The following is a 21,365-nucleotide window of genomic DNA, read 5'->3' on the forward strand; positions in this document are numbered from 1 at the left end:
AGCGTGCCAAACGTAGCCCGGGTAAGCGAAGCGCACCCGGGGACTCGTCGTGCGTCAGAGCCTGAGCGCCATCCCGGGTGCGCTTCGCTTACCCGGGCTACGGCGTGGTCGTCAGGCGGTCAGCGCACGCGCCGCGTTGAACGCCTCGTCGAACAGGCGCTCCACCGGTCCCTGCAGTTCGCGTGCCATAAGCATCAGCAGCAGCAGGCCGACCAGCAGCGCGACCGGCAGGCCGAGCTGCATCGGGTTGAGCTGCGGCGCCGCACGCGCCAGCACGCCGAACGCGAGGTTCACCGCCAGCAGCGCCACCACCACCGGCAACGCCAGCAGCAGGCCGGCCTGCAGGCAGGTCGAGAAGAACGTCGGCACGATCGACAGGAACTGCGGCACGTCGGCCATCGGCGTGCCCAGCGGCAGCGCGTGGTAGCTGTCGAGCAGCAGCTTCACCAGCGCCAGGTGGCCGTCGAAGGTGAAGAACAGCAGGCCGAACACGAGGTAGAACCACTGTGCCAGCACCGGCGAGGACGCGCCGCTGAGCGGATCGGCCATCGTCGCGAACGACAGGCCCATGCCCTGCGACACGAGTTCGCCCGCGAACTGTCCCGCCTCGAACGCCAGGCGCAGCATCAATCCGATCGCGATGCCGACGGCGAACTCGCGCAGCACGGTGAGCGCGGTGGCGGCATCCACGCCCGCCGGAGGCGGCGTCGGCAGCAGCGCCGACAGCGCGCCGGCCAGCGCCAGCGTGATCATCAACCGCGCGCGCATCGGCATGCTGCGTCCGCCGATCATCGGCAGCGCCTGCATCGCCGCGCCGATGCGGATCGCATGCCACAGCACGGTGCCGAGCATGCCGAACAGGTTGAGGCCGTCGATGACGGTGCCGGTGACGGGTTCCATTACCCCTCACCCTGGCGCTTCGCGCCTGTCCCTCCCCCGCAAGGGGGGAGGGCAACGCAAGGTGTGTTGAGGGCAACGCAAGGTGTGTTGAGGGCAACGCTGCGCACGTCGAGCACAGTTGCTTCTCCCTCTCCCCTTGCGGGAGAGGGACAGGCTCGCGAAGCGAGCCAGGGAGAGGGGCGCGGCCGTTCCATCAGCCGACTAGGTGCGGAATCCGATGGAACAGATCCGTCGTGAACGCCACCAGCTTGCCGAGCAGGAAATGCCCGGTCAGCGCCAGTGTCGCCACTAGCGCCACCGCCTTCACGACGAAGCCGATGGTGGGCTCGTTGAGCTGCGTGGCGGCCTGGATCACGCCCACCAGCACGCCGACCACGAGCACCGCGATCAGCGGCGGTGCGCCCAGCATCAGCGCCATCTGCAGGCCGCGGCCGATCTCGGTGAGTGCGGTTTCGGGCGTCATGGCATCACACCGGGTTGAAGCTGGCCGCGAGCGATCCGACCACCAGCACCCAGCCGTCCACCAGCACGAACAGCAGGATCTTGAACGGCGCCGAGATCAGCATCGGCGAGAGCATCATCATGCCCATCGACATCAGCACGCTCGCCACCACCAGGTCGATGATCACGAACGGGATGTAGATCAGGAACGCGATCTCGAACGCGGTCTTCAGCTCGCTGGTCAGGAACGACGCGGCGAGCACGCTGAACGGCACGTCCTGCGGCGTCGCGTACGGGCCGCTGTTGGACAGGCCCGCGAACGTCATCAGGTCGGTCTCGCGGATCTGCGCCAGCATGAAGCCGCGGAACGGCTCCGACGCGGCGGTCCATGCGCTGCGGAAATCCATCTGGTTGTTGAGGTAGGGCGCGATGCCCGCGGCCCAGGCCTGGTCGAACACCGGCATCATCACCATCGCGGTGAGGAACAACGCCAGCGCCAGCAGCACCTGGTTGCTCGGCGTCTGCCCGGTGCCGAGCGCCTGCCGCAGCAGGCCCAGCACGATGATGATGCGGGTGAACGCGGTCAGTCCCAGCAACGCCGCCGGCAGCAGCGTGATGCCGGTCATCAGCAGCAGCACCTGCATCGGCATGCTGACCGGCTCGCCTCCGATCTTGCCGACCGTCACCGCCGGCAACGGCTGCGACAGTGCCGCCGCCGCGCTCGGCGATGCCGACGGATCGACGACGGCCGGCGCGCTCTGCGCGAAGGCGGGCAGGGCGAACATCAGTGCGAACAGCAGCGTGGCCAGGAGCGCCAGCGCGATAGAGCGTTGGGAGATCCGCGTCCGGCTCGTCATTCCCGCGAAGGCCGGAATCCATGCATCCGGTATGTCACGGCTTCCGGAAGGCGTGATGCTCCTGACGGTTGGATCCCCGCCTTTGCGGGGATGACGTACTGAATGGGTGAGGGCGCGGGAAATCACGGCTTCTTTCCGAAATGCTGGGCGAGCAGTTGCGCGAACGGGGTCGCGATGTTCTGCCCCTGCGAAGGCTGTGCCACGGGCAGCGGCGCATCGAGCGTGTGCAGGTGGCGGATGCCGGAGGAGCTCACGCCCAGCAGCAGCTGCGTCGAGCCGGCCTCGACCACGACCACGCGGTCGCGCGGACCCAGCGCGAGCGAGCCGACCACGCGCAGCGCGTTGTTCGACGCGCGACCGACGCCCGGCATGCGCCGTGCGAGCCAGCCCAGTCCGAGGATCAGCGAGACGACGAGGATCAGCGCGAACACCGCACCGCCGATGCCGGGGCCGTCGGAGGGCTTGGCGAAGGCGGGTGCCTTCTGCGGTTGTGCGATCGTCGCCGTATGCGTTCTTGCGCCTGCCCCCGCTTGCAGAGGGAGGCTGGGAGTGACTGGCGAGGCGCTTTGCGCCGAGGCTTGTGGCGATGCGTTCGCCGCAAGCGGCCCGCATCCCTCGCCAACGCTCCCCTGCGCGCAGGGCAGGGCGTTATCTGCCTGAGCAACCGATGCCGCGACCGGCGTCGGCGGCGCCGCAGGAGCATCCACTGCGCTGACCCCGACCGCGACGGTGCGGTCGGACTGCGCCGCGCCGTCCGCGCTCATCGCAGCCTCTTGATGCGCTCGGCCGGGCTGACGACGTCGGTCAGGCGCACGCCGAAGCGGTCGTTGACCACGACCACCTCGCCCTGTGCGATCAGCGTGCCGTTGACGTACAGGTCCAGCGGTTCGCCGGCACCGCGCTCCAGTTCCACCACCGAGCCCTGGTTGAGCTGCAGCAGGTTGCGGATCGGGATGCGCGCGCGGCCGACTTCCAGCGACAGCGTCACCGGCACGTCGAGGATCACGTCCAGGTTGAGGTCGCTGGCGATGCCGCCCTCGTTGGTCAGCGGGTCGAAGGCAGCGCGTGCGGCGGAGTCGTTGGAGTTCATCGGCATCAGGCCTGGGTGAGCGCGGCGTGGACCGCGATGGAATCGGGATTGGTGGGGTCGAACGCCGGCTTCTCGCGCACCGCGTGCACGGCGTTGACCTTGATGGCGTTGCGGCCGTTGTGCGTGCCGAACTCGCCGGAGAACAGCGGCATCTGCTCGACCTTCAGCGTCGCCGTGCGCGGGATGTCGATCGGGATCACGTCGCCCACGCGCAGGCGGCACAGCTCGCGCAGGCTGATCGCGCGCTGCGCCAGTACGCTGGACAACTCGATCTCCGCATCGTGGAGCTGCGAGCGCAACGCCACCGTCCAGCTCTCGTCGCGCTCGATGCGGTCGCTCTGTACGCCGGCGTCGAGCGCCTCGCGGATCGGTTCGAGCATCGCGTAGGGCAGCGACACGTGGAACTCGCCACCGCCGCCTTCCAGTTCGACATGGAAACGGCACACGACGATGTACTCGCGCGGGCTGATGATGTTGGCGAAGTGCGGGTTGACCTCGGAATTGAGGTATTCGAACTCCACCGGCATCACCGGCGCCCAGGCTTCCACCAGATCGGAGAAGGTCTGCTTGAGCAGCAGCTGGATCACGCGCATCTCGGTCGGCGTGAACTCGCGACCTTCGATGCGCGTGTGGTACTTGCCCGAGCCGCCGAAGAAGTTGTCGACTACAGTGAACACCAGGCGCGGCTCGAACATCACCAGCGCGGTGCCGCGCAGCGGCTTCATCTTCACCAGGTTGAGGTTGGTCGGCACCTGCAGCGAATGCATGTATTCGCCGAAACGGATCAGGTCGATGCCGCGCACCGACAGGTCGGCCGAGCGGCGCAGCAGGTTGAACAGGCCGATGCGCCAGGTACGGGCGAAGCGCTCGTTGATCATCTCCAGCGTCGGCAGCTTGCCGCGGACGATGCGGTCCTGGCTGGCGAAGTCGTAGTTGCGCGCCTCGCCCGGCGCCGCCGGCGGTTCGGTTTCCACCGCACCGCTGTCGACGCCGTGCAGCAGGGCATCGATCTCGTCCTGTGAGAGCAGGTCGCTCATCATCGCGGTCGCTTCCTGTCGGTGGCGTCGGTCACTGCGTGACGAGGCTGGTGAAGAACACCGCCTCGACCTTGTTCGGCGCACGCTCGGACTTGAGCACGCCGCGCACTTCGGCGAGGGCCTGCTCCTGCAGGCGTTCCTTGGCGGTGCGCTGGGCGAGCTGCGCGGCGGTCTGCTGGCCGAACAGCAGCAGCAGGCGATTGCGGATCGCCGGGCTGTGCAGTTCCAGTGCGGCGCCGGTGGCTTCGTCGCGGGTCATCACCTGCACGTCGGCCTGCAGGTAGCGCACCGAGCCGGTGTCGGCGAGGTTCACCACGAACGCCGGCTCCAGCGCGTAGTAGCGCGCCGGCGCCACGGCCGCGGGCGTCTTCGCCCCGGCCTGCGTCTCGCCTGCGTGGCGACCTTCCAGGAACCACCAGGCGCCGGCGGCGGCCATGCCGACCAGCAGCAGCGCGATCAGGATCCACAGCGCCAGGTTGTTGCTGCGCGGCGGAGGAGGAGCGGCGTTGGCGGCGGGCTTGGACATGCGGCGGATCCGGCGGATGGGGAATGCCGTGTCCGTGCAAGCGGTGTGCCGCAGGGTTTCCCTTCTCCCCTTGAGGGAGAAGGTGCCCGAAGGGCGGAAGAGGGGGCGCGCGAAGCGCGTGCCCAACCCCTCTCCCTGGCCGACTGCGTCGGCCTGTCCCTCTCAGCTCTGCACTCCCTGCGGTCGCCGCAAGGGGAGAGGGAAACGCAGGTGAACCTGTGGGAAAGGGAAACGCAGTGCGCTTCGTTGCGATCGCGCGTCAGTGCTGCCGCCGCTTCTTCCTTCTCCCCTCGTGGGAGAAGGTGCCCGAAGGGCGGAAGAGGGGGTGGCGGCGCAGCCGCCGGTCTTTTGACGCGCCGCGCGCGCCAGACTCCCGTCAGTCGCCCGGCGCGTTCATCCGTCGTCCGTCAGGCGTACTCATCCAGCAGTCCGCGCGTGGCACGCGCGGCCAGGCCCGGCGTCCACCCGGCGTCATTGCCGCGCTCGCCGCCGTTCCCCGCCGGTGTCGAACCGGAGGCCTGCCCGCTCGACGCCTGCTGTTCGCCAGGCTGGCGCTGGCCGACATCGGCATGGCCGAGCTGCAGTCCCTGCTGGCCCAGCATGTCGCGCAGGCGCGGCAGGCTGGATTCGAGCGCCTGGCGCACGTCGGCCTGCGCGCTGTGGAATTCGGCGTTGACGCGGTTGCCGTCCAGCTGCAGGCGTACGTCGATGGTGCCCAGATGGTCGGGGCTGACACGGATCTCGGCGTGGCCGACGCGCTGTTCGGCCATCCACGCGATGCGCGAACCGAAGCCGTCGTCGAATCCGGCATCCAGACCCAGTGGCTGGTTCGCGGCGACCGCGGCGGCGGTGGCGCGGGACAGCGGATGCACCGTGGCCGAGGCGATGGTCAGCGGCGTCGTGGGCGCGCTCGCGGCATCGTCGACGGCACTTGCGGTCAGGGCGGTCTCTGTCGCGTTCGCATCGCCATCGTTGGCGGCCGCGGCGCCCATCGCCATCGCGAAGGCCGCAGTGGCCTCGCCTTCGACCGGAGCAGCCGCGGACTGCGACGCGGCAGTCGGCAGCGCGGGCAACGGCGTCTTCGCGGTGTTGCCGGCGGCGCGCGGATCGAGTGTGCCGGTGAGGACGGTATCGGTCGGCGCAAGCGTCGATGCCGCGTCGGCGGCGGGCACGGGCGCGACGGCGGTCGCACCGGCGAGGCCGTTGAGCAGCGCGAGCAGCTGCTCAGGAAGCGTTGCCGGTGCGGCAGCGGGCGTGGCGCTCGCCGTCGTCGTGTTGTCGGACGAATCGGCCGTGGCCGAGGTTCCGGCCGGGGCCGTTTCGGCCGTCGCGGTGTCGCGCTCGGTGCTGTCCGTACTGTCGGTCGATGCGCCGTCGTCACTCTTCGATTCGGCGCGACGCGGACCGTCGTCGCTGCGCGATTCCTGCGTCTTCGTGTCGTTCTGCGCGCGCTGCCCGCCGTCGTCGGTCTTGCGCGCTTCGCCCTTGTCGGCGGGACGTTCGTTCTGCGCACGGTGCGACCCCGCCTGCTCCGGCGAACGCGTCTGGGTTTCGCTGCGCGGGGACGACTGCATCAGCGCGTCGAAGCCGCCATCGCGGTCGTCGTTACCGCCGTTGCCGGACGACTGCGGCGCATTGCGCGTGGACGACGCGCCGTTCGCGGCGTTGCTGCCCAGCAGCGAGGAAAACGTGGGGATCACTCCGGAGCTCCGTCGTTGCCGTTGCCGCGCACGCGGCGCGCGCCGAGGTCGTCGAGTTCGCGCTGCACGCGCTGCTCGGCCACGCGCGATTCCTGCGCGCGGTAGCTGTCGGCGAGCTGCCCCAACACCTTGGCGTCGCGGCTGGCGAGCATCAGCCGCGCGCGTTCGACGTCGCGGTTCTGGCGGCTGCTGTCGACGATGCGGCTCTGCTGGTCCACCGCGGTTTCGAGCTTGGCGCGGAACGCGATGCGGTTGGCGAGCAATGCCGGGGCGATGGTGGCGTCGGCCGACGGCGCGACGGCGTATTCCTCGGCGTAGCGGCGCAGCGCGTCCAGGCGCTGTTCCTGCTCGGCCAGCTGGCGGTCGCGCTCGGCGACTTCGCGGGCGGCGGCGTCCTGGCGTTGCTGCATCAGGTTCAGCAGCGGATCGAGTCGTTCCGAGCGGGTCATGCGGTCTCCGTCTTCGCGGAAGTGACAGTGGGTTCGCGGACATCGTCGAGCAGGCGCGCGAGCGCATCGCGGCTGGCGGCGACGTCGGCCGCCTCGCTCACGTCCTGTCCGAGGAAGTTGAGGATCGCCGGCCAGCGCGCCAGCGCTTCATCGACGACCGGATCGTTGCCGCGCTGGTAGGCGCCGATGGCGATCAGGTCGCGCTGTGCGTTGTAGGCCGCCATCAGGCGCTTGAGCTTGCGGATGCGTTCGCGCCACGGCGCGTCGGTGATGTCCTGCATCACGCGGCTGACCGAGACTTCCACGTCGATGGCCGGATACTGGCCGGCATCGGCGATGCGGCGGGTCAGCACGATGTGGCCGTCGAGGATCGCGCGTGCGGCATCGGCGATGGGTTCCTGCTGGTCGTCGCCTTCGGTCAGCACGGTGTAGAACGCGGTGATCGAACCGCGCCCGTCGGCGCCGTTGCCCGCGCGTTCGACCAGCGCCGGCAGCTTGGCGAACACGCTCGGCGGATAACCGCGCGTGGTCGGCGGTTCGCCGACCGACAGGCCGATCTCGCGCTGCGCGTGCGCGTAGCGGGTGAGCGAATCCATCAGCAGCAGCACGTGCAGGCCCTGGTCGCGGTACCACTCGGCGATGGCGGTCGCGCGCAGCGCGCCGTGCAGGCGCGCCAGCGGCGGGCGATCGGCCGGTGCGGCCACCACGACCGCGCGGCGCAGGCCTTCCTCGCCGAGCGTGGCTTCGACGAAATCGCGCACTTCGCGTCCGCGTTCGCCGATCAGTCCGACGACGATCACGTCGGCGGCGGTGAAGCGGGTCATCATGCCCAGCAGCGTGGATTTGCCGACGCCGGAACCGGCGAACAGACCCACGCGCTGGCCGCGTCCGATCGGCAGCAGCGCGTTGATCGCGCGCACGCCGACGTCGAGCGATCGCGTGATCGGCTCGCGCATCAGCGGATTGATCGAAGCGCCGGCGAGGCCGACCCAGTGTTCGGCGCGGATCGGGCCGCGTCCGTCGAGCGGTACGCCGTCGCTGTCGATCACGCGCCCGAGCAGGCCTTCGCCGACCGCGACTTCGCCGCGCTGGCGGCTGGGCACGACGCGTGCGTTGGGCAGCAGGCCTTCCAGGTGTGCGCTGGGCATGAGGAAGGTGCGGTCGCCGGAGAAACCGACGACTTCCGCATCCACCCACACGCCGCCCTGCGTTTCAACGCGGCAGCGCGAACCCAGCGGTGCGCTGCAACCGCTGGCTTCCAGCGTGAGGCCGACGGCGCGGCGCAGCACGCCTTCGCGCGCAAGGCCGAGCGCGCGCGGTTGCGGCGCGGCCGATTCCAGTCGCGCGGCGAGGCGCAGGTTGCGCGCGTCACGCCAGTGGGAGGCGGGGGTGGTCATGCGCCGAGGCTCGCGTGCATGTCCCTCTCCCCTTGCGGGAGAGGGACAGACCGCCGCAGGCGGTCAGGGAGAGGGGTGGGGTGAAGATGGCATGCGCTGCGCGCACCCCTCTTCCGCCCCTTCGGGGCACCTTCTCCCGCAAGGGGAGAAGGAACAGCACAGCTGGCTGGAGAACGATCAGCGCCTTCGTTGCTCGCGCGCTTTGTCCCTCTCCCCTTGCGGGAGAGGGACAGGCTCGCGAAGCGGGCCAGGGAGAGGGGCAGGGCACTCATCGCACGGCTCCATGCGCAGCGATCGTGCTCTCCAGCGCCGCCTGCAGACGCGCCGCGATGGTGCCGTCGATGCGCACGCTTTCGCTGTGCACGCGCAGCTCGCCGCGCGCCAGCGTGCTGTCGTTGGTCAGGCGCACGCCATCGAGGCCGGCAAGATGCGGATACAGGACGCCCATGTCGTCCGGATGCAGGCGCAGTTCGACGTCGCGTTCGCTGCGGCCCACCGCGTCGAGCGCTTCGCGCACGAGGTCGGCGAGCAGCGCAGGATCGGCGCTGTAGGCCGGGCCGAGCAGCGAGCCCGCCACGCGCACGGACAACTCCGCCAGCGCTTCGGCGACTTCATCGTCCAGTCGCGACAACGGGCGGGTGAAACCGTCGAGGATGCCTTCGATCTGCGCGATCAGACGGCGCACTTCGGCCTGGCCCGTCGCGAAACCCTCGGCGTGGCCGCGGGCGAGACCGTCCTGGTAACCCTGTTCGTGCGCGGCTTCCTCGATCGCCTGCAACGCTTCCACGCTCGGCGGGGAAGGCAGTTCGACCAGCGGTTCCACCACCGGCGGCGCGTCCAGTCCGGGCGCAGTCCAGCGCACCGCGCCGGCGAGTTCGTGGTTCCACGCGGCCAGGCTCATACGAACGCCTCGGCCTTGGCGGCGAGCTGGATCGTGCCGGCGTCGGCCATCTTGCGGACCATCGCGAGGATTTCCTTCTGCGCCGCTTCGACTTCCGCCAGTCGCACCGGGCCGCGCGCTTCCATGTCCTCGACGAGGATTTCCGCGGCGCGCTGCGACATGTTGGCGGTGATCTTCTCGCGCACCTTGCCGTCGGCGCCGCGCAGGGCGACGGCGAGCTTGTCGTTGGGCACTTCGCGCAGCACGGCCTGCATGGCGCGGTCGTCGATCTCGGCGAGGTTGTCGAACACGAACATCAAATCGCGGATGCGCACGCCCAGTTCGTTGTCGATCTCGCCGATGGTGCCCAGGATCATCTCGTCCTGGCCCGAATCCATGAAGTTGAGGATGTTGGCCGCGACCTTCACGCCGCCGACCGAGGACGACTTGAGGTTCTGCGCGCCGGCGAACTGGCGTGCCATCACGTCGTTGAGTTCGTTCAGCGCGTTCGGCGGAATGCCGTCGAGCGTGGCGATGCGCAGCAGCACGTCGGCGCGCACGCGGTCGGGCAGGCACTTCAGTGCCTCGGCGGCCTGGTCGCTTTCCAGGTGCGCCATGACTATAGCGATGATCTGCGGATGCTCGTTGCGCACCAGGTCGGCGATGGCGCGCGGTTCCATCCACTTCAGCGTGTCCAGGCCGGAAGTGTTGCGGCCCAGCAGGATGCGGTCGATCAGGCTGCTCGCGCGTTCCTCACCGAGCGCCTGCACCAGCACCGCGCGCACGTATTCATCGGCGCCAGAACCCAGGCCGCTGGGCTGCGCCAGGTTGTCGACGAACTGGTCGATCACCTTGCCCACGGATTCGCGCGAGACGCCGCTGACCGAGGTCATGGCCAGGCCGAGCTTCTGCACTTCCTTGGCGCTCATGTGCTTGAGCACCTCGGCGGCCTGCTGCTCGCCGAGCGAGAGCAGGACGACCGCGGCGCGCTGCACGCCCGTCAGTCCGGTCGGATCAGCCATCGGATTCCACCCAGTCGCGTACCACCTGTGCCACGCGCTTGGAGTCGTTGTTGACCGCGGCGCGCGCCACTTCGAGCTTGTCGTCGAACGTCATCGAACCCGGTGCGAGCACGGCGGGGACGACCGCGTCGGAGGCCGGCGCGGACAGCGCGACCGGGATGTCGTCGTCGTCGATCGGCACCACCTTGGCCGTGGCGATCTTCGGCTTGGCCGTCTTGCCGCCCATCAGCTGGCGGAACAGCGGGCGCAGCACGGTGAGGATCAGCACCAGCACCGCCAGGCCACCGACGGCGATGCGCAGGAATTCCATTGCGCGCGGGTGTTCCCACAGCGGCGCCTTCTCGCCTTCGCCATTGGCGACGATGTCGCGCGCGAACGGTGCGTTGACCACCGACACCGCGTCGCCGCGCTGCGTATCGAAACCGATCGCCTGCTGCACCAGCGTCTCGATGCGCTTGAGTTCCGGATCGGTGAGCGCGCGCAGCGCCGGCTTTCCGTCCTTGCCGGCCGCGGCGGGCACGTTGTCCACCAGTACCGCGGCGGTGACGCGGCGCACGCGACCCGGACCCTGGCGGGTGTGGGTGAGGGTGCGGTCGATCTCGTAGTTGCGCACGCTGCTGCGCGAGGACGGACCGCTCGACGTCGTCTGCACCTGCTGCGCGGCGGCCGTGGCCGGCGCAGCGGCAGTCGCGTTGGCCGGCGGCGCCGCGGCGGGCGTGTTGCTGGCGCTGCCCGGAACGCCTTGCGGCGCGGTGTTGCCGCCGGCGCTGGATTCGGACAACTGCTCGCTGCGCACCATCGGCTGCTGCGGGCCGTAGACCTCGCGTGCTTCCTCGGTCTGGGCGAAGTCCATGTCGACGCTGACCTGCGCGCTGATGCGGCCGTTGCCGGTCATCGGTTCGAGCAGCTCGTGGATGCGCTGCACGTAGGTCGCTTCGAGCCGGTGCTGCTGGTCGAACTGCTTGGCGGCGACGGCCGCGTCGCTGTCGGGATCGACGTTGGAAAGCATGCGGCCGAACTGGTCGACCACGGTCACGCGCTCCGGCGGCAGGCCGGGAATGCTGGACGCGACCAGATGCACGATCGCATCGACCTGGCCCTGTTCCAGCGACGCGCCGCTGTGCAGCTGCAGCACCACCGACGCGCTGGCCGGTTCCTTCTGGCGGGTGAACGCACTCGGCTTGGGCATCGCCAGGTGCACGCGCGCCTCGCGCACCGGGCGCAGGTTCGCGATGGTGCGGGCGAGTTCGGATTCCAGCGCGTGCTGGTAACGCGCGTTCTCGATGAACTGGCTGGTGCCGAAGCCCTGGTCGCCCTTGATCGCTTCGAAGCCGGTGTCGTTGTTGGCGGGCAGGCCGGCCGCGGCGAGCGCGAGCTTGGCCTGGCCGATCTGGTCCTGCGGCACCGCCAGCGCGCCGCTGCCCGGATCGACGCGGAACGGGATCTGCGCGGTGCGCAGCAGCTCGGAGGCTTCGCTGGTCGATTTGGCGTCGAGGCCCGCGTAGACCGGCACGTAATCCGGACGCTGCGTCCAGAAGAACAGCCACAGGCCGAGCGCGATGACCGCGGCCACCAGCGCGAACAGCCCGAGCTGGCGTACCACCGGGATGTCCTGCAGTCCGCGCAGTTCGCGCAGCTTGTTCTGGTCGGGAAGGGCGATGACGGCCATGTCGGGTTACGGGGTCCGGGAATGAGTGGGCGAAGGAGCGGTATGCGGTGTGTCCGTTACACCGGCATGTTCATGACGTCCTGGTACGCCTGGACGAGGCGGTTTCGCACCTCGACCGTGGCGCGGAAGGCGACGCTGGACTGCTGCATGGCGACCATCACCCGCGCCAGGTCGGCGCGCGGATCGCCCATTTCGAACGCCTGCTGCAGCGCGCCGCTGGTGTTCTGCGCACGACTGACGCTGTCGATGGCGTTGTTGAGGGTCTGCTGGAATCCCGGCGCGGCCGCACCGCCCGCGACCGCACCCGGGGCCAGCGCGCTCGGCGCGATGGCATTGCCCGGCGCGGCATCCGGCCCACGCATGCGCATCTCGTGGGCGCGGATCTGGGACAGGATGGAAGAGATGGCGTCGGTCATGGTCCGTACGGCGATGCGGATTACCTGCGGGGTACAGGCAAGCGGCGTGCCACGGGTTCATGAACGGGTTTCCGGCGCTCGGGCTGTGGACGGTGTCCGGTTTCTGGCGCGGGGTGGGGCACCCGGCAGGCGGGGGCGATGTGGCGACGGCGCGGCGTAGCCACTTCGGGTTGCTTTGGAATGAAATGCAACTGGATGTGGTCGATGGGAGCAGGGCCGCTGAGGTTGCGAGCCTTGGAGCAACAGTGCCGTAGCCCGGGTAAGCGAAGCGCACCCGGGGCATCCCTGTACTCCCCGGGTGCGCTTCGCTTACCCGGGCTACGAGACTGCTGTTGCTGTGCTGTTGCTGTGCTGTTGCCGTGCACTGCCTTGCTCTTCGCCCTTCAGCGACTTCCGATCGAGCCGAGCACCGGAGCCGGAAAGGGGCCGAAGAGCCGCCCACTGTTTGAGCGCAGCGAGTTTGGGCGGCGTGCCCCTTTGCGGCGTAGGCGCGCAGGGCACCGCCGCGTAGCGGCGGCTCGTGAGAGGAGCGAACGGTGTTGGTTACTTTTGTCAGGACAAAAGTAACCCGCTCGCTTGCGAGCGGAAGCTGTTGCCGTTGCTCAAAGCCGTTGCTCAACGCTGTTGTTTCAAGGATGAAAAAGAGAGCGCTAACACCGCCCCCTCAAACAAAACCGCCTCAGAACCCCTGCGCCAGCTCCATCGATTCGCGCTCGATCCCGTATTTGCGCAGCTTCTCCACCAGTGCCGTAGCCCGGGTAAGCGAAGCGCACCCGGGGATGCCGGGAATGCCCCCGGGTGCGCTTCGCTTACCCGGGCTACGAGACTGTTGCTGTTGCTGTTGCTGTTGCTGTTGACGTTGCCATTGCTGTTGCCGTGCACTGCTCTTGCTTCGCCCTTCAGCGACTTCCGAGCGAGCCGAGCACCGGAGCCGGAAAGGGGCCGAAGAGCCGCCCACTGTTTGAGCGCAGCGAGTTTGGGCGGCGTGCCCCTTTACGGCGTAGGCGCGCAGGGCACCGCCGCGTAGCGGCGGCTCGTGAGAGGAGCGAACGGTTTTGGTTACTTTTGCCAGGACAAAAGTAACCCGCTCGCTTGCGAGCGGAAGCTGTTGCTGTTGCTCAAAAGCAGTTGCTCAAAAGCAGTTGCTCAAAAGCAGTTGCTCAAAAGCAGTTGCTCAAAAGCAGTTGCTCAAAAGCAGTTGCTCAAAAGCAGTTGCTCGGAGTGCGAAAAAGAGAGCGCTAACACCGCCCCCTCAAACAAAACCGCCTCAGAACCCCTGCGCCAGCTCCATCGATTCGCGCTCGATCCCGTACTTGCGCAGCTTCTCCACCAGCGTCGTGCGGCGCAGGCCGAGCAGCGGCGCGGCGTGGGCGACGACGCCGCCGGTCTGGGCGAGCGCAGCGCGGATCAGGTCCAGTTCGATGTTGGCGATGTGCCCGCGCAGGTCGATGCCCTGCGGCGGCAGCGTCGCGGTCGCCGAGAGCGTCGCGGGATCCGGCGCCTCGGCCTCGCGCAGCAGCGCCATCACCGGTGCGGGTTCCTCGGCAGGGATGGCGTCGATCGCGGACAGCGTCGCGGCCGGCAGCTGGCTGCGGTAGCGCGCGGGCAGGTCGTCGGCGCGGACCAGGCCGGACGGATGCAGTACCGACAGGCGTTCGAGCAGGTTGCTGAGCTCGCGCACGTTGCCCGGCCACGCGTACTGCTGGAGCATCGCGATCGCATCGCCCGAAAGGCTCACGCGACCACGACCGCTCTCGGACAACTGGCGGCTGATCGCGCCGATCAGGTCCGGCAGGTCGGCGGCGCGCTCGCGCAGCGACGGCATTTCGATCGGGAACACGTTGAGGCGGTAGAACAGGTCCTCGCGGAACTTGCCTTCGGCGATGTGCGATTCGAGGTTGCGGTGCGTGGCGGCGATGACGCGCACGTCGCACTTGATGGTCGCGCCGCCGCCGACGCGCTCGAAGCAGCGTTCCTGCAGCACGCGCAGCAGCTTGACCTGCATCGCCATCGGCATGTCGCCGATTTCGTCGAGCAGCAGCGTGCCGCCTTCGGCCATCTCGAAACGGCCCTTGCGCTGCGTGAGCGCGCCGGTGAAGGCGCCCTTCTCGTGGCCGAACAGTTCGCTTTCCAGCAGGTCCGGCGGGATCGCGCCGCAGTTGATCGCGACGAACGGCTTCTCGCGGCGCTTGGAGCGCGCGTGGATCGCACGTGCGGCGACTTCCTTGCCGGTGCCGGATTCGCCCAGGATCAGCACGGTGGTGTCGAACGCGGCGACCTGGTCGATCATGCGGTTCAGGCGCAGCACGGCCGGGCTGCGGCCGGTCGGTCCGACCTGCGGCAGTTCGCGGCGCGCGTCGTCGTCCAGGCGCTTGAGGCTGGCGCGACGCAGCACGTCCTGCAGCTGCGCGCGGCGGATCGGATAGTCCAGCGGCCACACGGTGTCGGGATGGATCTGCGTGCGCCACGCCGCGCGGCTTCCCTCGGCGTCGTGGCCCGGCAGTTCCAGCACCGGCGGATGCATCGGCTGCGCACCGAGCCATGCCGCGAAGCGCTCCCACGCCTCGCCGTCGCCGACATCGCCGGCGATCACCGCGACCCAGTCGGACGCGCGCGCGCGTTCCAGGTTCACGTCGCCCACGTCGGCGGCGATGCGCGGGGTGAAGTCCATGAACTCCAGCAACGTGGCGACGCGTTCGGCGCGTGCCATGTCCTGGTCGATCAGGAGGATTCGGGACTCACTCATGGGTGTCTTCCGTGGCAAGCCGCTCGAGCAGCGGCAGAACGTCCTGGATGTAGGCCAACTTGCTGACGAAGGCGTCGGCGCCCGCGCGCAGCGAGTGTTCGCGGTGTTCGGTGTCGTCGAAATGACTGGCGATGACGATGTACGGCGGCTCGTCCTGCGCCTTGATCAGGCGCGCGGCCTGCAGTCCGCCCATTTCGGGCATCGCCATGTCCATCAGCACCACGTCCGGACGCAGCGTCTCGCACTGGGTGATGGCTTCGATGCCGTTGCCGGCGGTGCCGACGACGTTCGCCCACGGCTGCCGGCGCAGGTGGCGGATCGCCGCGCTGATGAAGCCGGGATGGTCGTCGACGATGAGGATCTTCAGTTCACGCATGATCAGCTGGCCTTTGCGAAGGCGACCGCGCGGCAACGCTGGCGTGCCGGCGCGATCGAGAGCTGGTCACGGTACTTGGCGACGGTGCGGCGCGCCACACGCACGCCCTGGCGGGCGAGCAGGCCGGCGATGGTGTCGTCGGCCAGCGGCGCATGCGCCGGTTCGGCGTCGATCAGGCGCTTGACCATCGCCTTGACCGCGCTGCCGGAGACTTCCGCGCCTTCCAGGCGCACCGCGAACAGGCGCTTGAGTTCGATCGTGCCGCGCGGGGTCTGCAGGAACTTGCCGCTGGTGATGCGCGAGACGGTGGATTCGTGCATGCCGATGGCGTCCGCGACTTCGCGCAGGGTCAGCGGTGCGATCGCTTCGTCGCCGCGTTCCAGGTACGCGCGCTGGCGTTCGACCAGCACCTGCGTGGTGCGCAGCAGCGTGTCGTTGCGCATCGCCACGCCGCGCACCAGCCAGCGTGCTTCGTCGAGCAGGCCGCGCAGCGCGCTGACGTCGCCTGGTGCGTCGGCGAGGGCGCGTTCGCAATGCGCGGCGATGCGCACGCGCGGCGCGGAACGGCCGTTGAGCGCGACGCGCCAGCCGCCGTCGGCGTGCCAGGCGACCACGTCGGGGACGATCACGCCCGCATCGTCCGGCGTGGTGTCTTCCATCGGATGCGCGCGCAGGGTCATGACCAGCGCGACGGCGTCGCGCACGTCGGCGGCGTCGCACTTGAGCGACTTCGCCAGCGCGGCTTCGTCGTGCACGGCGAGCAGGTCGAGGTGGTCGCGCAGGATGCGCAGGCCGAGCGTGCGTGCGCTGGATTCGGGCTGCATCGACAGCTGCGCGCGCAGGCATTCGCCGGCGTCCTGCGCGGCCACGCCGGTGCATTCGCCGTGCAGCAGGCGCTGGCGCACGATTTCCAGTTCGCTGGCATCGAGGTTGCAGGTGCTCGCACCGAGCAGGTGCAGTTCGTCGAGCGGGGATTCGAGATAGCCGCGGTCGTCGCACTGGTCCAGCCACCACGCGGCGATGGCGACGTCGCGGGCGTTCCACTGCAGCGACAGCGACTGCAGCAGGCGCTGGCGCGGATCGGAGGAGGCGCCTTCGGCGATGCGCGACGCGGCGTCGTCGTAGTCGCCGCCAGTGTTGCCGCCGGAGAGGAAGGAGGGTTCGGGCAGTTCATCCCACGCGGCGGATTCGACGCGCGCGTCGGCCTCGATTTCCTCGGCCTCGACTTCGGGCTCGTCCTGCTCCAGCAGCGGGTTGCGCTCCAGGGCCTGGCGCAGCTCCATCTCGAGCTGCGGCGCAGTGAGCTGGAGCAGCCGGATCGACTGCAGGAGTTGAGGCGTCAGGTTGACGCCGAGCCCGAGTTGCGGGCGCATCGTTGCTTTCACGGTTGTGTCCCCATCCGCCATGTCGGCGGCCACGGATGTCATCGTGATGTGAAGGTGACGGCATTCGAATCGGGGCGAACCCGGACACTCTTCGGGGAAAACCCGCGGGTTTGTAGGGGTTGCCCCTACATTGCGACGTACTTCCGACAGGGCTGGTTCGGGTGCGTCATCAGCTGACGCGAAAGGGCACGGAGATGGCCGTCACCGTTGGGGTTTGTGACGACGTTCCGGCGTCGGGAAGGCGTCGCGATCGGGGGCATGCAATGGGTGGGCCAGAGGCTGGGTTTTGCTTGTGTTTTGAGCTGTGCCCAGCAAGATTTTCCGAGCAACAGCGAAAGTTTTTTGAGCGACTGCAACAGCTTCCGACCGTCTAAAGCCGGTCGGGTTACTTTTCTTTGCTGACCCAAAGAAAAAGTAACCAAAAGAAAGAGTCATTGAGATCCAACCCAGTCCTGCGACCGGACAGCGAAAGGGTGCCTTCGCGAGTCGACTCCTGCCTCCGCGCGAAGCGCCGCACGTCCTGTGCGACGCCCTCCGGGGCTAAGGACGGGCGAGCTGTTCGTGAAGCCGGGCAAGAGTGCCGTAGCCCGGGTAAGCGAAGCGCACCCGGGGCATCCCTGTACTCCCCGGGTGCGCTTCGCTTACCCGGGCTACGAGACTGCCGTTGATGTTGATGTTGATGTTGATGTTGCCGTGCACTGCTGTTGTTCTTGCTCTTCGCCCTTCAGCGACTTCCGATCGAGCCGAGCACCGGAGCCGGAAAGGGGCCGAAGAGCCGCCCACTGTTTGAGCGGAGCGCAGTGCAGCGAGTTTGGGCGGCGTGCCCCTTTGCGGCGTAGGCGCGCAGGGCACCGCCGCGCAGCGGCGGCTCGTGAGAGGAGCGAACGGTTTTGGTTACTTTTGTCTAGACAAAAGTAACCCGCTCGCTCGCGAGCGGAAGCTGTTGCCGTTGCTACGCAGTACCAGCAGACCCAAAAACAAAAAACCGGCATTCGCCGGTTTTGTCAGTTCACTCGATTGGACGATCGCTCACGCATTCGGCCGATCATGCAACCGCATCGCCATGCGCAACAGCTCGATCGCATTGCGGCAGCCCAGCGTCGCCATGATGCGCGCGCGGTGGGTTTCCACCGTCTTCACGCTGATGCCCAGGTCCGCTGCGATCTGCTTGCTGGTGCGGCCGGCGCCGAGGGCGGCGAGGATCTCGCGCTGGCGCGGCGGCAGGGAGTCGATGCCCTCGTCCGCGCGCGGGCGGGCGAACAGCTGCGGGGCGGAGACCTGCGGGCTCAGGTAGGTGCGGCCGGCGGCGGCGGCGCGGATCGCGATCTCCAGCTCGGCCGGGGCCGCTTCCTTGACCACGAAACCGCTGGCGCCGCGGGCCAGGGCCTCGCGCACATGGGTCGGGTCGTCGTGCATGGACATCACCACCACCGCGCAGGCGGCATGGTCGCGGCGCAGTTCGACCAGGGCCTCGAAGCCGCTGCGGCCGGGCATGGACAGGTCCATCAGGACGATGTCGGGCTGGTGCAGGCGTGCGCCGACGATGGCCTGGTCCGCATTGGCGGCTTCAGCCACGACTTCGATGTCCGCGAAGGACTCCAGTAGACGGCGCAATCCGGCGCGAACCAGCGTGTGGTCGTCACAGATCAGTACGCGCAACAGCCCCGACCCCAACTCCGTTCCCCGATCCCGTCTTCCAGTGCGGGCACCTTATCCGAGGTGGGGTGGAGGGGCCATTCGTTCACGCTCGGAATGTGACGGCCACGGCAAATGCCGCCACATGCGGAACAGTATCGATGCCGGGGCGAATGGAGCGGCCGGGCCGGGAGGCGCGCTAGCGCTGGCGACGGCTTTCGGCGATCTGGCGGCGGTGCAGGCGGAACAGATGGCGCTCGACCGCGTCGGCCAGGGGCGGGGCGACGGGTTCGAACTGCAGCCACAGTCGGCCCGGTTCGCTGGCGATCACCCGTGCCGACAGGTCGATGCAGTCCGGCAGCCAGTCGGCCGGCTGCAGGCGCAGCAGGCCGGGGGTGCCGATCGCGGGCTGCGGTTCGGGCGCGTAGACGTCCAGGCGGGCGCCGCGAGTGGACCAGCGCAGGCGGACCGGGTCGGGGACGTGGCCGCGTTCGCGCAGGAGCACGCCGAACAGGCCCAGCAGCAGGTCGAGCTTGGCCTCCACGCGCTGCAGGGCGGACGAGGTTTCGATGTGTTCGTCGCTGTCCTCGTTGCGCACGCCCTCGCTGTGGGCGAGGGCGACCAGCAGCATTTCGGCGCGGACGGAGGCGGCCTGGCGCGCGCCGGCATCGGGCGCGCCGGGGACGAACACGGCGGCGCGGCGGTCCTCGTGGACGAGGACCTCGTCGAACAGGGTCGCGTCGGCCGCGGCCGGGGTCATCCGGCGGTGGTCCGGTAGGCCAGTGCGCCGCGACGGTCGCGGCCGAGGCGGGCGAGATTGCGCGCGATCTCGTCGCGGACCAGGGTCAGGTCGCCGAGCAGCGCGTTCTGGCGTTCCAGCAACTCGCGCCAAGGCGCGGCGGCCGGACCGGTCAGGTCGACGCCGTCGAGGGCGAGGCGCAGTTCGCGGTCGTGCTCGTCGAGCAGTTCGAACGCGCGCTCCCACTGCTCCGCGTGCAACGCCGCGCGGACTTCGGCTTCGGGCAGGCGCGGTACCGCCGCCGTCACGGCGTGGCCGCCTTCGGCGCGATCGCCTGCCAGGCCGATTCGATGTCGCCGAGCAGGGAATCGACTTCCACCAGCGCTTCGCTGTCGTTCTCGACGTTGGCCGACAGCAGGCGCTGCTGGGCGTAGTCGTACAGCGATTGCAGGCCCTGCGCGATCTCGCCGCCGGCATCCATGTTCAACGCGCTGCTCAGTCCGGTGATCAGGCCGCTGGCATCGCTGATGGCCTTGGCCTTGCGCGGGATGTCGCCGCGTTCCAGGCAGGCGCCGGCGAGGCGGATGCGATCGCGCGCGCCCGACAGCATCAGCCCGACGAGGCGGTGCGGATCGGCTTCGAGCACGGCGGCGCTGACGCCGGTGCTGCGGTACTGGTTGGCGTAGTTGCGGTGGGCGCCGAGCATGGTGGTTCTCCGGTGTGACGTCGTCGGACCGGCTTACGCCGAACCGAGTTGCTGGGACAGGAAGCCGCTGCTGCCCTGCAGTTGGGTGACCAGTTGCTCCATCGCCGTGAACTGCGCGGTGTAGCGGGCCTGCAGCGATTCCATGCGGCGGTCCAGGTCTTCGTACTGCTTGTCGTAGGTCTTCATCCGCGCGTTGAGGCTGTCGGTGCGCGAGTCGAGCAGGCCGTTGTCTTCCAGCACGCTGCCGAGCATGTCCTCCAGCTTCGCGCCGTAACTGCCGTCCTCGCCCGAGAACAGGCGAGACAACGCGCCCGGGTCTTCGGCCAGCGCCTTGGTCAGGTCGCCGGTGTTGAGCGCGAGCGTGCCGTCGGTGTTGATCTTCAGGCCGAGGGCCTTGAACGCCACCACGTTCTCGCTGGCCATGTTGCGCAGCGAGCTCTGCAGGCCGCGCACCATCGAGTCGCCGGTCAGCGCCGAACCGGTCTTGGTCTCGGCGTTGTAGGCGGTGAGCGACTTGGTCAGGCCGATCGCGGCGTTGTACGCGCTCACGAACGAGGCCAGCGTGGTCTTCAGCGCGGCATCGTCGGTGGCGACCTTGAGTGTGAAGACCTCGTCCGGCTTGGCTGTCTTGAGCGTGATCGTGACGCCCGGCAGCAGGTCGGTGATGCTGTTGCTGCTGGAGGTGCGCTTGAGGCCGTCGACGTAGACGACCGCGTCTTCGGCCTTGACGGTCTCGGTCATGGCGGTGGACACGCCCGGATCGTAGACCAGCGCCGACAGTCCGCCGTCGCCGCCTTCGGTGGTGATGCGCAGCTTGCCTTCGGTGCCGGCATCGACCGCGGTGAGCACCAGGTGCTGGCCGCCGTCGGCGTTCACCAGGCTGGCCTGCACGCCCTTGCCGGCGGCGGCCTCGTTGATCGCGCTGCGGATGTCGGCCAGCGTGTTGCGGCCTTCCTTGATCTCGACTTCGATCTTCTCGTCGCCGGCCTCGATCACGAGCTTGCCGGTGCCGATCTTCGCGTCGGCCGCTTTCGCCGGCGACGTCAGCTTGTGCGCACTGGCCAGCGATTCGACTTCGATCTTGTATTCGCCGACGGCCGCCGTGCTGCTGGCGGTGGCGGTGAAGCCGGCCTTGTCGTCGGGAATCGTGGCGACGCGTGCATTGGCGCCGTCGTTCTTGCGCAGCTTCTCCAGCGCGCTCTGCAGCGTGGAGAACGTGCTCTTGAGCGAGCCCATCGCCGACAGTTGCGTCTTGGCGGCGTTCTCGCCGCGGGCGATGCGGTTCTCGATCGGCGAGCGTTCGGCCGCGACCAGCTGCGAGACCAGCGAAGGGATGTCGATGCCCGAACCGAGCGTGGAAATGGCCATGACCGCTTACCTTCCGCGTCGACCGT

At 68.9% G+C, this 21,365-nt stretch carries 22 protein-coding genes; all 22 read right to left on the reverse strand.

What is annotated here, in order from left to right:
* Window positions 1-111: 111 nt before the first annotated feature.
* Entirely contained in the window at window positions 112-900 is a 789-nt protein-coding gene (fliR, locus tag FOF45_RS10180) for a flagellar biosynthetic protein FliR (protein ID WP_158984497.1), read from the reverse strand.
* A gap of 193 nt (window positions 901-1,093) precedes the next feature.
* Entirely contained in the window at window positions 1,094-1,363 is a 270-nt protein-coding gene (locus FOF45_RS10185; protein WP_158984500.1) for a flagellar biosynthetic protein FliQ, read from the reverse strand.
* Window positions 1,364-1,367: 4 nt separating this feature from the next.
* Complete coding sequence (gene fliP / locus FOF45_RS10190) at window positions 1,368-2,198, reverse strand: flagellar type III secretion system pore protein FliP (protein ID WP_158984502.1); 831 nt, start codon at window positions 2,196-2,198, stop codon at window positions 1,368-1,370.
* A 122-nt stretch (window positions 2,199-2,320) separates the two neighbouring features.
* Window positions 2,321-2,629: a flagellar biosynthetic protein FliO gene (fliO, locus tag FOF45_RS18300; RefSeq protein ID WP_267902652.1), complete on the reverse strand. Its 309-nt coding sequence runs from the start codon at window positions 2,627-2,629 to the stop codon at window positions 2,321-2,323.
* A 329-nt stretch (window positions 2,630-2,958) separates the two neighbouring features.
* Complete coding sequence (gene fliN / locus FOF45_RS10200; RefSeq protein ID WP_158984506.1) at window positions 2,959-3,288, reverse strand: flagellar motor switch protein FliN; 330 nt, start codon at window positions 3,286-3,288, stop codon at window positions 2,959-2,961.
* 5 nt (window positions 3,289-3,293) lie between these two features.
* Window positions 3,294-4,325 (reverse strand): flagellar motor switch protein FliM, encoded by a 1,032-nt coding sequence (gene fliM / locus FOF45_RS10205; RefSeq protein ID WP_158984508.1) that lies wholly within the window; start codon window positions 4,323-4,325, stop codon window positions 3,294-3,296.
* Between the two features lie 31 nt (window positions 4,326-4,356).
* Window positions 4,357-4,851, reverse strand: a complete 495-nt coding sequence (locus FOF45_RS10210) for a flagellar basal body-associated FliL family protein (RefSeq protein WP_158984510.1) — start codon at window positions 4,849-4,851, stop codon at window positions 4,357-4,359.
* A gap of 407 nt (window positions 4,852-5,258) precedes the next feature.
* Window positions 5,259-6,551 (reverse strand): flagellar hook-length control protein FliK, encoded by a 1,293-nt coding sequence (locus FOF45_RS10215; RefSeq protein WP_158984512.1) that lies wholly within the window; start codon window positions 6,549-6,551, stop codon window positions 5,259-5,261.
* Window positions 6,548-7,000 carry a flagellar export protein FliJ gene (fliJ, locus tag FOF45_RS10220; protein WP_158984514.1) on the reverse strand — a complete coding sequence of 151 codons (453 nt, stop codon included), beginning with the start codon at window positions 6,998-7,000 and terminating at the stop codon, window positions 6,548-6,550. Before fliJ ends, FOF45_RS10215 begins: the two co-directional genes overlap by 4 nt.
* Complete coding sequence (fliI, locus tag FOF45_RS10225; RefSeq protein WP_158984516.1) at window positions 6,997-8,397, reverse strand: flagellar protein export ATPase FliI; 1,401 nt, start codon at window positions 8,395-8,397, stop codon at window positions 6,997-6,999. The genes fliJ and fliI overlap by 4 nt, the downstream gene beginning before the upstream one ends.
* Before the next feature lie 268 nt (window positions 8,398-8,665).
* The gene (locus FOF45_RS10230; protein WP_158984518.1) at window positions 8,666-9,298 is read right to left on the reverse strand and encodes a FliH/SctL family protein; all 633 of its coding nucleotides are present in this window, start codon (window positions 9,296-9,298) and stop codon (window positions 8,666-8,668) included.
* Window positions 9,295-10,281, reverse strand: a complete 987-nt coding sequence (gene fliG / locus FOF45_RS10235; protein ID WP_199244560.1) for a flagellar motor switch protein FliG — start codon at window positions 10,279-10,281, stop codon at window positions 9,295-9,297. Before fliG ends, FOF45_RS10230 begins: the two co-directional genes overlap by 4 nt.
* Before the next feature lie 10 nt (window positions 10,282-10,291).
* Window positions 10,292-11,968 (reverse strand): flagellar basal-body MS-ring/collar protein FliF, encoded by a 1,677-nt coding sequence (gene fliF, locus FOF45_RS10240; RefSeq protein WP_158984522.1) that lies wholly within the window; start codon window positions 11,966-11,968, stop codon window positions 10,292-10,294.
* A 56-nt stretch (window positions 11,969-12,024) separates the two neighbouring features.
* Window positions 12,025-12,384, reverse strand: coding sequence for a flagellar hook-basal body complex protein FliE (gene fliE, locus FOF45_RS10245; protein WP_158984524.1), 360 nt, complete (start codon window positions 12,382-12,384; stop codon window positions 12,025-12,027).
* Between the two features lie 1,267 nt (window positions 12,385-13,651).
* Complete coding sequence (locus FOF45_RS10250; RefSeq protein WP_158984526.1) at window positions 13,652-15,130, reverse strand: sigma-54 dependent transcriptional regulator; 1,479 nt, start codon at window positions 15,128-15,130, stop codon at window positions 13,652-13,654.
* Window positions 15,123-15,506: a response regulator gene (locus FOF45_RS10255; RefSeq protein WP_158984528.1), complete on the reverse strand. Its 384-nt coding sequence runs from the start codon at window positions 15,504-15,506 to the stop codon at window positions 15,123-15,125. The genes FOF45_RS10250 and FOF45_RS10255 overlap by 8 nt, the downstream gene beginning before the upstream one ends.
* A 2-nt stretch (window positions 15,507-15,508) precedes the next feature.
* Entirely contained in the window at window positions 15,509-16,891 is a 1,383-nt protein-coding gene (gene rpoN / locus FOF45_RS10260; protein WP_158984530.1) for an RNA polymerase factor sigma-54, read from the reverse strand.
* A 1,029-nt stretch (window positions 16,892-17,920) separates the two neighbouring features.
* Entirely contained in the window at window positions 17,921-18,550 is a 630-nt protein-coding gene (locus FOF45_RS10265; protein WP_158984532.1) for a response regulator transcription factor, read from the reverse strand.
* Between the two features lie 175 nt (window positions 18,551-18,725).
* Window positions 18,726-19,286, reverse strand: coding sequence for a PilZ domain-containing protein (locus FOF45_RS10270; RefSeq protein WP_158984534.1), 561 nt, complete (start codon window positions 19,284-19,286; stop codon window positions 18,726-18,728).
* Window positions 19,283-19,573 (reverse strand): hypothetical protein, encoded by a 291-nt coding sequence (locus FOF45_RS10275; RefSeq protein ID WP_158984536.1) that lies wholly within the window; start codon window positions 19,571-19,573, stop codon window positions 19,283-19,285. Before FOF45_RS10275 ends, FOF45_RS10270 begins: the two co-directional genes overlap by 4 nt.
* Entirely contained in the window at window positions 19,570-19,971 is a 402-nt protein-coding gene (fliS, locus tag FOF45_RS10280) for a flagellar export chaperone FliS (protein ID WP_158984538.1), read from the reverse strand. Before fliS ends, FOF45_RS10275 begins: the two co-directional genes overlap by 4 nt.
* A gap of 33 nt (window positions 19,972-20,004) precedes the next feature.
* The gene (gene fliD / locus FOF45_RS10285) at window positions 20,005-21,339 is read right to left on the reverse strand and encodes a flagellar filament capping protein FliD (protein WP_158984540.1); all 1,335 of its coding nucleotides are present in this window, start codon (window positions 21,337-21,339) and stop codon (window positions 20,005-20,007) included.
* Window positions 21,340-21,365: the final 26 nt, after the last annotated feature.

This window comes from Lysobacter panacisoli (assembly GCF_009765165.1).
Classification (GTDB): Bacteria; Pseudomonadota; Gammaproteobacteria; order Xanthomonadales; family Xanthomonadaceae; genus Lysobacter_J; species Lysobacter_J panacisoli.